The 9,539-nt window shown below is 67.0% G+C and carries 7 protein-coding genes; 3 read left to right on the top strand and 4 right to left on the bottom strand.

Going from position 1 to position 9,539, the window contains the following annotated elements; genetic code table 11:
* Nucleotides 1-703: 703 nt before the first annotated feature.
* Complete coding sequence (locus ACK4HL_RS20190; RefSeq protein WP_409764594.1) at nucleotides 704-2,293, top strand: M23 family metallopeptidase; 1,590 nt, start codon at nucleotides 704-706, stop codon at nucleotides 2,291-2,293.
* Nucleotides 2,294-2,324: 31 nt separating this feature from the next.
* Nucleotides 2,325-3,506 carry an MFS transporter gene (locus ACK4HL_RS20185; RefSeq protein WP_409764591.1) on the top strand — a complete coding sequence of 394 codons (1,182 nt, stop codon included), beginning with the start codon at nucleotides 2,325-2,327 and terminating at the stop codon, nucleotides 3,504-3,506.
* Between the two features lie 3 nt (nucleotides 3,507-3,509).
* On the opposite strand, the gene ACK4HL_RS20180 is transcribed toward ACK4HL_RS20185, so the two are convergent.
* Both ACK4HL_RS20180 and clpB read right to left on the bottom strand, forming a co-directional pair.
* Entirely contained in the window at nucleotides 3,510-3,881 is a 372-nt protein-coding gene (locus tag ACK4HL_RS20180; RefSeq protein WP_409764588.1) for an MmcQ/YjbR family DNA-binding protein, read from the bottom strand.
* Between the two features lie 91 nt (nucleotides 3,882-3,972).
* A complete protein-coding gene (gene clpB, locus ACK4HL_RS20175) occupies nucleotides 3,973-6,591 on the bottom strand; it encodes an ATP-dependent chaperone ClpB (protein ID WP_409764585.1) in 2,619 nt (872 codons plus the stop codon).
* A gap of 250 nt (nucleotides 6,592-6,841) precedes the next feature.
* Between clpB and ACK4HL_RS20170 the strand changes: the two genes are divergently transcribed.
* Nucleotides 6,842-7,633, top strand: a complete 792-nt coding sequence (locus ACK4HL_RS20170; protein ID WP_409764582.1) for a formate/nitrite transporter family protein — start codon at nucleotides 6,842-6,844, stop codon at nucleotides 7,631-7,633.
* 4 nt (nucleotides 7,634-7,637) lie between these two features.
* On the opposite strand, the gene ACK4HL_RS20165 is transcribed toward ACK4HL_RS20170, so the two are convergent.
* Together ACK4HL_RS20165 and prmC are read right to left on the bottom strand one after the other, a co-directional pair.
* The gene (locus ACK4HL_RS20165; protein WP_409764579.1) at nucleotides 7,638-8,474 is read right to left on the bottom strand and encodes a DUF4167 domain-containing protein; all 837 of its coding nucleotides are present in this window, start codon (nucleotides 8,472-8,474) and stop codon (nucleotides 7,638-7,640) included.
* Nucleotides 8,475-8,827: 353 nt separating this feature from the next.
* Nucleotides 8,828-9,539 (bottom strand): peptide chain release factor N(5)-glutamine methyltransferase (prmC, locus tag ACK4HL_RS20160; RefSeq protein WP_409764576.1); only part of this gene is annotated, 712 nt, incomplete at its 5' end.

Below are 9,539 nucleotides of genomic sequence, written 5' to 3'. Positions count from 1 at the left end.
TCACCCGGCAGCAGCGCCAGCTTGTCGGCTTTTCCGTCACAAAGGCACGCCGCGCATCCACGCCGCGTCCCTCAGTGACCCGGCTTATATGACCCCTCAGGCCAAACTGTCAAGAAGGTCGTGCGAAGTTTTTTACGATTTCTGCAACCCTCTGAAACGGCGAGAGATTTCCACTCCGCCAGAGGCCCCCGTTCCTTCCGGCGGAGGCCGTGAGTCCGGGCCGGGGATCGGCATTCTTGTCCGGACGGTCAAACCGGGGGGCAGTCGCCCTCTCCCCTTCATGGTTAACGAATTGGAAACGTCTCGGTGGGATGCTGATCGTTGGCTTTACTCCCGTTCAGGGCCTGCCGCTCGGCGCGGCCGCCTCATTCGGGAGGACTGGCGAAGACCTGCCTCCGGACTGGTCAAGATGGTTGACTAACGGGGCGGGTGAAGGCATTTTCCGCCCCCACGGGCACCCTCCGGTGCCCGGCGCCCGGGCGGAGCAAGAGAGACGAGAAATGCGCTCCCCAGAGCGGCCTGCGATCGAGGGGAAGTCGAGCAGGTCCCGCGAGTTCCGGAGCGAATGCGTTAGACAGGGGATTGGGTATTGAACGATCGCGTTGACAGACAGTTTCGCGCCCGGACGCAGTCCGGCGCGGCGCGCCGTCCGCCACTGCCATCGAAAACACCGGTTCCGAAGGCTCTTGCATCGAGGGCTCCGGTGCCGCCCGCCGATCCTTTCGAGGTCGAACCCGTCCATCACCGCTGGCTGCTCACCACCTGCGTCGCCGGTATCGCGGGGTCCCTGGTGATCGGCAGCGCCGTGCTTGGCATTTTCGGCGAGAACGCCGCCCCGCGCGATGCCTTCGCATCGGTGGAGAAGGCCTCGCTGACGGGGTCCTATCCGGAGAGCGCCGAGCTCGGCTCCGGGCACTCGGTCATCGGGCGGAAAGAACTTTCCGCCGCCTACCAGCCGCAGCCGGAAACCGACGGCTCGCCCATCGTGCCCGAACGCGACCTCAACAACGCCAATCTCTATCCCGAGATCACCTCCGAGGGCCTGCCCTATGGGGACGGCAGCCCGGAAGTGATCGACGCCGAACTCGACGCGATCGACGAACAAACCAACATCACCACAATTACCAAGCAGGTCCCCCCGGAGCCGACGGACGAGACCTTCCGCCTTGCCAAGGGCGAGACGCTGATTGAGGCGCTGACAGAGCGCGGCGTGAGCAAGGACGCGGCCAACGCACTCGCGGCGGCGGTCGAACCGATCTTCCCGGCCACCATGATGAAGGAAGGCACCGCCATCGAACTGACGCTCGACCGGCAGATCGACTTCTATGGTCGCGAAGTGATCTTCCCCGTCGAACTCTCCTTCGAGCCGGGCCCCAAGGAGAGGCTCACGGTTCAGGCCGACGAAGACGGTCGCTTCGTGGCGGCCATCAATGGCGCCAGGGACGGCTCGGCTTCGAAATACGCCGAGTTCAACCACTTCCGCACCAAGGCCAAGGTGGGCTCGAGCCTCTACGCCACGGCCAAGGACAACAAGGTTCCCGACTACATCATCGCCGAATTCACCCGCATCTTCGCCTACGACGTCGACTTCCAGCGCCAGGTGAAGGCGAACGACACCTTCGACGTGTTCTACGGCAACCCGCTCACGGGCTCCTCCTCGAAGCGCAAGGTGCTTCACTATGCCGAACTGACCCTCGACGGAAAGACCAAAACCTTCTACCGCTTCACCACCGCCGACGGGCAGACCGACTACTACGACGAGCAGGGCCGCAGCGCCCAGAAATCGCTGCTCAAGACCCCGGTTTCAGGCGCCAGGCTCACCTCCGGCTTCGGCATGCGCCGCCACCCGCTGCTTGGCTATTCGAAGATGCATGCGGGCGTGGACTTCGGCGCGCCGCACGGCACCCCGATCCGTGCTGCGGGTTCAGGCGTCGTCCAGCTTGCCGGCCGCCACGGTGCCTTCGGCATCGCCGTCGAGGTCAAGCACAACAACAAGTACGAGACGCTCTACGCCCACATGAGCAAGCTCGCCGCCGGCATCCGGCGCGGCGCCAAGGTGAACCAGGGTCAGATCATCGGCTACGTGGGCTCGACCGGCCGTTCCACCGGCCCGCACCTCCACTACGAAGTCCATGTCGACGGCCGGCCGGTGAACCCCACGCGAATCAAGGCGGCGGGCGGCAAGCAGCTGGCGGGCAAGGAACTTTCCAAGTTCAAGCAGATGAAGCAGCGTGTCGCGACGATGATGGAGCGGGCTCCCTCGGCGCTGCAGGTGGCGCAGATCAAGCAGTAACAGCGGCACGGCGCTGCCGGAGAGCTCGCCCGTGCGGAGCTTCCTCACATTCCTTGCAGCCTATGTGCTGAGCCAGTTCTACCGCTCCTTCCTGGCGGTGATCGCGCCCGAATTGGCGCGCGAGCTCTCGCTGGGGCCGCAAGCGCTCGGCAACCTTCAGGCGATCTGGATCCTGGGCTTCGTGGCAACGCAGTTCCCGGTGGGCTACGCGCTCGACACGCTGGGGCCCCGCCGCACCGTGGCGCTGCAGATGTTGCTGGCGGTGCTGGGGGCGGTGCTCTTCGCGGGTGCGCAATCGGCGCTGGCGCTCAACCTCGCCATGCTGCTGATCGGGGCGGGCTGCGGCTCGATCTACATGGGCGCGATCTACCTCTTCGGGCGGACGGCAGAGCCCCATCGCTTCGCGCTGCTCTGCTCCTGGCTCCTGGGCCTGGGCACGGCCGGCAATCTGCTGGCCGCCTCGCCGCTCGCCTGGGCCGCTCAGACGGTTGGCTGGCGGGGCGCCATGCTGGGCATGGCCGCCGCAACCGCTCTTTCCGCCCTTTCGGTGCTGCTGCTGATTCGGGATCCCCGCCGGATCACGGCGCATGGTTCGCGCGGGCTCCTCGGCGGCATCGGCGAAATCCTGAAGATCCGCGCGCTCTGGCCCCTGCTGCCGATCACCGCGGTGAGCTATGCGGTAATTCTTGCCGAGCGCGGCCTCTGGGCAGGACCGTTCTTTTCCTCCGTGTACGGGCTCGATCCCCTGGCGCGCGGCAATGCGCTCCTGGTGATGGCGGCGGCGATGTCGGCCGGCGCCATGGCCTACGGGCCGCTCGACCGGCTGCTCGGCACCCGCAAATGGGTGGTGTTCGGCGGCGTCCTGGCGACGGCACTCTGTTTCGCGGCCCTGGCGCTTCCGCGCCTGCCGCTTGCCGCGGCCATCACCCTCATGGGCCTCGCGGGCGGTTTCGGGATGACCTATGGCGTGCTGATGGCGCATGGACGGAGCTTCGTGCCGGACCATCTGCTGGGCCGCGGCATCACGCTGCTCAACGTTCTGTTCATCGGCGGGGCGGGCCTGCTGCAGCCCTTGAGCGGTTCGCTGATGACGGCTCTCCAGGACAGCCCGGCGCAGCAGGCCTATGCCACGCTGCACCTGATCTTCGCGAGCCTGCTGGCAGTCACGCTGGTGATCTATGCCTTGGCCAGGGACAACCCGCCCAAGGGTTAAGGGTCAGGAGAGGAGGCCCAGCTCGCGCTGCACGCGCTTCGGCAGGTTCTGCGCCGCCAGCCTGTGGCTCTCGCGCAGGTAGGCCTCGAGACTCGCGTCGTCGAGGGTTTCACTGGTGCGCCGCTGCAGCCAGAGAAGCCCGCGCGAGGCGAGATAGGGCGCGGGCCTCATGCCCGGCCTGTCCTTCAGCAGGTCGAAGCTCAGCGCCGAGGCCTTGAAGGTGATGTCGAGCGATGGGCCCTCCCATCGCGACGCGATGGCGAAGACCTTTCCCTTCGGCCCGCCCACTTTCCACACATGCGCGCCATCCCACTGCACCACATGCGATGTATGCGGCAGGCCGCGGCAGAAACGGTTATAGCCCTCGAGCGTCATCCGGGGGATCGTGCCACTGCGCGGGTGGCCGGGCAATGTGAATGGACAAGGGGCGGCCCAAGGAACCGCCCCTTGTTGTTCTGTAGCCGGATCAGTGCAGCTTCACGACCTTCGGGTCGACGGGCTTGCCGCCGACGGCCATGCCGTTGAAGGTCAGGACACCCGCCGTGGCGTCGACCGCCACCGTGTCGCCATCCTTGATGCGGCCGGCGAGGATCTCCTCGGCGAGCGGATCCTGAAGGTTCTTCTGGATCACCCGCTTCAGGGGACGCGCACCGTAAGCCGGGTCGTAGCCCTTCTCGGCCAGCCAGTTCCGGGCTGCCTCCGAGATGTCGATCTCGATCTTCCGGTCGGCGAGCAGCTTCCTGAGCCGGCCGACCTGGATGTCGACGATCGCTCCCATGTTCTCCCGCTTCAGCCGGTGGAACAGGATGATCTCGTCGAGGCGGTTCAGGAACTCCGGCCGGAAGCTGGCCCTGACCACGCCCATCACCTGGTCGCGCACCACGTCCACATCCTGCGCCTCGCCGAGGTTCACGAGATACTCGGACCCAAGGTTCGAGGTCATGATGATCAGCGTGTTCTTGAAGTCCACGGTGCGGCCCTGGCCATCCGTCAGGCGGCCGTCGTCCAGCACCTGGAGCAGCACGTTGAACACGTCCGGATGCGCCTTCTCGACCTCGTCGAACAGCACGACCTGGTAGGGCCTGCGCCGCACGGCCTCGGTGAGCGCGCCCCCCTCGTCATAACCCACGTAGCCCGGAGGAGCGCCGATGAGCCGCGAGACGGAGTGCTTCTCCATGTATTCCGACATGTCGATGCGCACCATGGCGTGCTCGTCGTCGAAGAGGAAGGCGGCGAGGGCCTTGGTGAGCTCCGTCTTGCCGACACCCGTCGGCCCCAGGAACATGAAGGAGCCGATGGGCCGGTTGGGATCTTGCAGGCCCGCCCGCGCGCGGCGCACCGCCGTCGAGACGGCTTCCACCGCTTCCGACTGGCCGACGACGCGCTTCGCCAGCTCCTTCTCCATCGAGATGAGCTTCTCGCGCTCGCCTTCGAGCATCTTGTCCACCGGCACGCCCGTCCAGCGCGAGACGACCTGCGCCACGTGGTTCTCGGTGACCGCTTCCTCGAGCATCTTGGAGCTGGATTTCTCTTCCGCCTCCTTCAGCTTCTTCTCGAGGCCGGGGATCGTGGCGTAGGCGAGCTCGCCCGCCTTGGCGAAATCGCCCTTCCTCTGCGCCTGGTCGAGCTCGAAGCGCGCTTTCTCGAGTTCCTCCTTCACCTTGGAGGCCGAAGCGAGCTGCTCCTTCTCTTCCTGCCAGCGCCTGGTCATGGCGGCAGACTTCTCCTCGAACTCGGCGAGCTCCTTCTCGAGCTTGCCGAGGCGGTCCCTCGAAGCGGTGTCGGTTTCCTTCTTCAGCGCCTCGCGTTCGATCTGCAGCTGCATGATGCGGCGGTCGATCTCGTCGAGCTCCTCTGGCTTCGAATCGACCTGCATGCGCAGCCGCGAGGCCGCCTCGTCCATCAGGTCGATGGCCTTGTCGGGCAGGAATCGGTCGGTGATGTAGCGGTTGGAGAGAACGGCGGCGGAAACGAGCGCCGAATCGGTGATCCGCACGCCGTGATGCAGCTCGTACTTCTCCTTGATGCCGCGAAGGATCGAGATCGTGTCCTCGACGGTGGGCTCGTTGACGAAGACGGGCTGGAAGCGACGGGCGAGGGCCGCGTCCTTCTCCACGTGCTTCCTGTACTCATCGAGCGTGGTGGCCCCGACGCAGTGCAGCTCGCCCCGCGCGAGCGCGGGCTTCAGCAGGTTCGAGGCGTCCATCGCGCCCTCGGACTTGCCCGCCCCCACCAGCGTGTGCATCTCGTCGATGAACAGGATGATGCCGCCCTCGGCCGAGGTCACCTCGGAGAGCACGGCCTTTAGCCGCTCTTCGAACTCGCCGCGGTACTTCGCACCGGCGATCAGCGAGCCCATGTCGAGCGCCAGCAGCTTCTTGTCCTTGAGACTCTCGGGAACGTCGCCCTTGACGATGCGGAGCGCCAGGCCCTCGGCGATCGCCGTCTTGCCGACGCCCGGTTCGCCGATCAGCACGGGATTGTTCTTGGTGCGCCGCGAGAGCACCTGGATGGTGCGGCGGATTTCCTCGTCGCGTCCGATCACCGGATCGAGCTTGCCGGAGTGCGCGGCCTCGGTGAGGTCGCGGGCATATTTCTTGAGCGCGTCGTAGCCCTGCTCGGCAGAGGCCGTGTCTGCCGTGCGGCCCTTGCGGATGGCGTTGATCGCCTGGTTCAAACCCTGAGCGGTGACGCCCGCGGATTTCAGCGCCTTCGACGCCTCCGACTGCTCGACCGCCAAGGCCTGGAGCAGCCGCTCGGCGCTCACATAGCTGTCGCCCGCCTTCTCGGCGAGCTTCTGGGCGGCATCGAAGACGCGGGCCAGTTCCGGCGCCAGATACACCTGGCCCGCACCGGAGCCGGAAACCTTGGGGAGCTTCTGCAGCGCGGCTTCCGCCTCGCGCAGCGCCAGGCGCGAATCGCCGCCCGCCGCGTTGATGAGGCCCGCCGCGAGGCCCTCCTCGTCGTCGAGCAGAACCTTCAGGAGATGTTCGGGGCTGAAGCGCTGATGGCCCTCGCGCAAGGCCAGCGATTGGGCCGACTGGACGAAGCCGCGCGAACGCTCGGTGTATTTCTCGAAATCCATTCCTACTCTCCTCCTCGGCGCATTTCCCCGGGCCCCGGTTGGGCGCCCCTGCGAAAAGCCGTCAACGGTTGATTGCCGCCAGCTCCTCCCGAACCCGCAAGAGGCATTCCGTCAGGGCAGCGGCCGTGATGAGGCTCATATGGGGTGGGTGCGGCATGGATCAAGCGGGTGGAACCATGAACCGCGCGGCGTGCCACCGGCTTTGCGCTGAATCAAGGTGAGCGCTTCGCAGCCGGGTTCAATGGCCCTCATGCTCGACAAGAAGATCGATCCCACCGGGCTCGACGCCTACAAGCCCGCCGAGGTGGCCCTGCGCATCGAGGAAGCCGGCGTCACCAAGGCCGGGCTTCCAGCCCTCCAGCTCGCCACGCTTTCGGTGCTGGCGGGCGTCTTCATCTCGCTCGGCGCGGCCGCCTTTACCGCGGCACTCGTGGGGACCACGCCGGGATTCGGGCCGGCGCGGCTGCTCGCCGGCCTCATCTTCTCGACTGGCCTGGTGCTGGTGATCGTCGCCGGGGCGGAACTCTTCACCGGCAACGCCCTGATCGTCATGGCCTGGGTCGACGGCCGGGTGCGGCTCCGGGCGCTGCTGCGGAACTGGGCCTATGCCTTTCTCGGCAATCTGGCGGGCGCTCTTGCGGTGGTGGTGCTGATGGGATTCTCGGGACTGCTGTCAGGCCCGCAGGGGGAAACGGCGCGCACGATCGCCGAATCGAAGGCGGCGCTCGGGTCCGTCGAGGCCTTCACGCGCGGCATTCTCTGCAACATGCTGGTCTGCCTTGCGGTATGGCTCACCTTCGCGGCGCGCAGCGTCACCGACAAGATCCTGGCGATCGTCTTCCCGATCACCGCCTTCGTGCTGCTGGGCTACGAGCACTCGGTCGCCAACATGTATCTCATACCGGCGGGATGGCTGGCCGGAGCAAAGGTCACGGCGGGCGATTTCCTGGCGAACCTGATCGCCGTGACACTTGGGAACGTGGCAGGCGGCGCCGGTGGCGTCGCCCTCACCTATTGGCTGGCCTACCGGCCGCGCGTGTGACCGGTCAATCGCCGGCGGGCGCCTTCGCCTCGGCCGGTGCCGCTCCTTCGGGAGCGGCCTCCTTGCGGGGCCGGCGCTCGTAGCGGCGGCGCGGGGCACCCTGGGCCCCGGCTTCCTCTCCCCCCGAGGCCTCCGCGGCAGGAGCGGGAGTGGCCGCGGGGCGGCGCAGGAAGGAGGGAGCCTCCCACTTGTCCGAGTCGGCCGATGCCGGCGTGGAGGAATCGGCGCGTGGCTGGTCCTCGCCGCGCGGCGGCTGTGGGGCCGGGCGGGACTCGCCACCCTGGCCCTGCTGCTGGCCTTCGCCGCGGCGGTCCTGCCAGCGGGGGCGGAAGCGGTCACGGCCCTGCTGCTGGCCGCCCTGCTCGCGCCCTTCGCGCGGCTGGCGGTGCTGCTGATGCTGCTGGCGCTGCTCGGGGGCACCCTCCACGGCGGGCTGTTCGCCCAGCCCCTCTGGGTCTCCCGGCGGCTGAGCGGCGCTGCGCTGCTCGACGGCTGCCTCCGCACCATCCTCGAGGTCCTCGTCGTCGAACTCCTCCTCGGGGCGGCGGTACTGCTGCTGCATCTGCTGGTTGTAGGCCTGCGCCGCGAAGACGATGCGCAGATAGTGCTCGGCGTGCTGGAAGTAGCTCTCGGCCATCACGATGTCGCCGGAGGACTGGGCGTCGCGGCCGAGCTGAAGGTATTTGTCGGCGACGGTCTGTGCCGTGCCGCGGACTTTCACGTCCGGACCGTTGCTCTCATAAACGCGGCTCAGCGGATTGCCGCCGCCGCCGCCGCCCCCTCCGCCGCCGCCACCACTGCGATGACGGTTGCGGTTACGGTTCTTGTGAGTCGGTCTCATGGAGATTCCATCTTTCAGACGTTATCTGAGGTTGTGAAAGGCCGCCCGCCGCACCCGATGAGTGGTGCCAGCAGCAACCGGTCGTCAAATCTGCTCGAAAAGCGAGCGTCAAGATTTACCCGTTGGCTACAGAAGGCTTCCGCCAGAAGCAGAGCCCCCGAAGGGCCCCCGCCATTTCCCCGCCTGTGCTGATATCAACTGGGCCCGGCGCGCTTGCGGCGCCATTGCCCCACCGTCGTTCCCGGCACGAATACAAAGGGCAGAAAGCGTTTCCGAGTCCTATTTAGCCGACCGACCCTTAACTTCCAATCGCTTTTTTCGCGGGGCGCGCATTTCCCACATTTTCCCGGGCCTTACCGCCGGAAGCCGAGGCAGCGGACGTGGCCGCCCAAATCCTGGTATCTCCCTGCGGGACGCAGGCCCGCTGCCACAAAGATCGCCTCGACCTGGTCCGCCTGACCGGCCCCGATCTCGACCAGCACACGACCGTTTTCCACCAGATGGGCGGATGCGCCCGCCGCCAGTTCGCGATAGGGGGTAAGACCGTCATTCCCCCCTACAAGCGCCAGCACCGGATCGAAGTTCCGCACATCGGGCGACAGGCGGGGGATCTCCGCCGCGGGAATGTAGGGCGGGTTGGAAAGGATCAGATCGAATCGCCCGCTCACCGGGCCAAACCAGCTGCCCTGGGCGAAGTCCAGGCGCGGAAGGACACCGTTCCGCTCCGCGTTTTCGCGCGCCACCGCCAGCGCAGCCGGCGAGATGTCGGTCGCCACGCCTGAGGCGTCCGGCCGCTCGGCCAGCAGCGTCACGATGATCGCCCCCGAACCGGTGCCGAGATCGAGGAGCCGCGCATTCGCCGGCACGAGGCGGAGGGCGCCATCCACCAGGGTTTCGGTGTCGGGCCTCGGGTCCAGCACGTCCGGCGTCACCCGGAAAGGCCTTCCGTAGAATTCGCGTTCTCCCAGAATGCGCGAGACGGGCTCGCGCCCGGCGCGGCGTTCGACATAGCCGCGGAAGCGCTGGACATCCTCCTGCGCCAGGCGGCTGCCCGGATCGAGGATC

It is taken from the genome of Aestuariivirga sp., from assembly GCF_046294715.1.
Classification (GTDB): domain Bacteria; phylum Pseudomonadota; class Alphaproteobacteria; order Rhizobiales; family Aestuariivirgaceae; genus Aestuariivirga.
The sequence above is the reverse complement of the archived record's forward strand: the minus strand, read 5'-3'. Positions and strand labels throughout refer to the sequence as shown.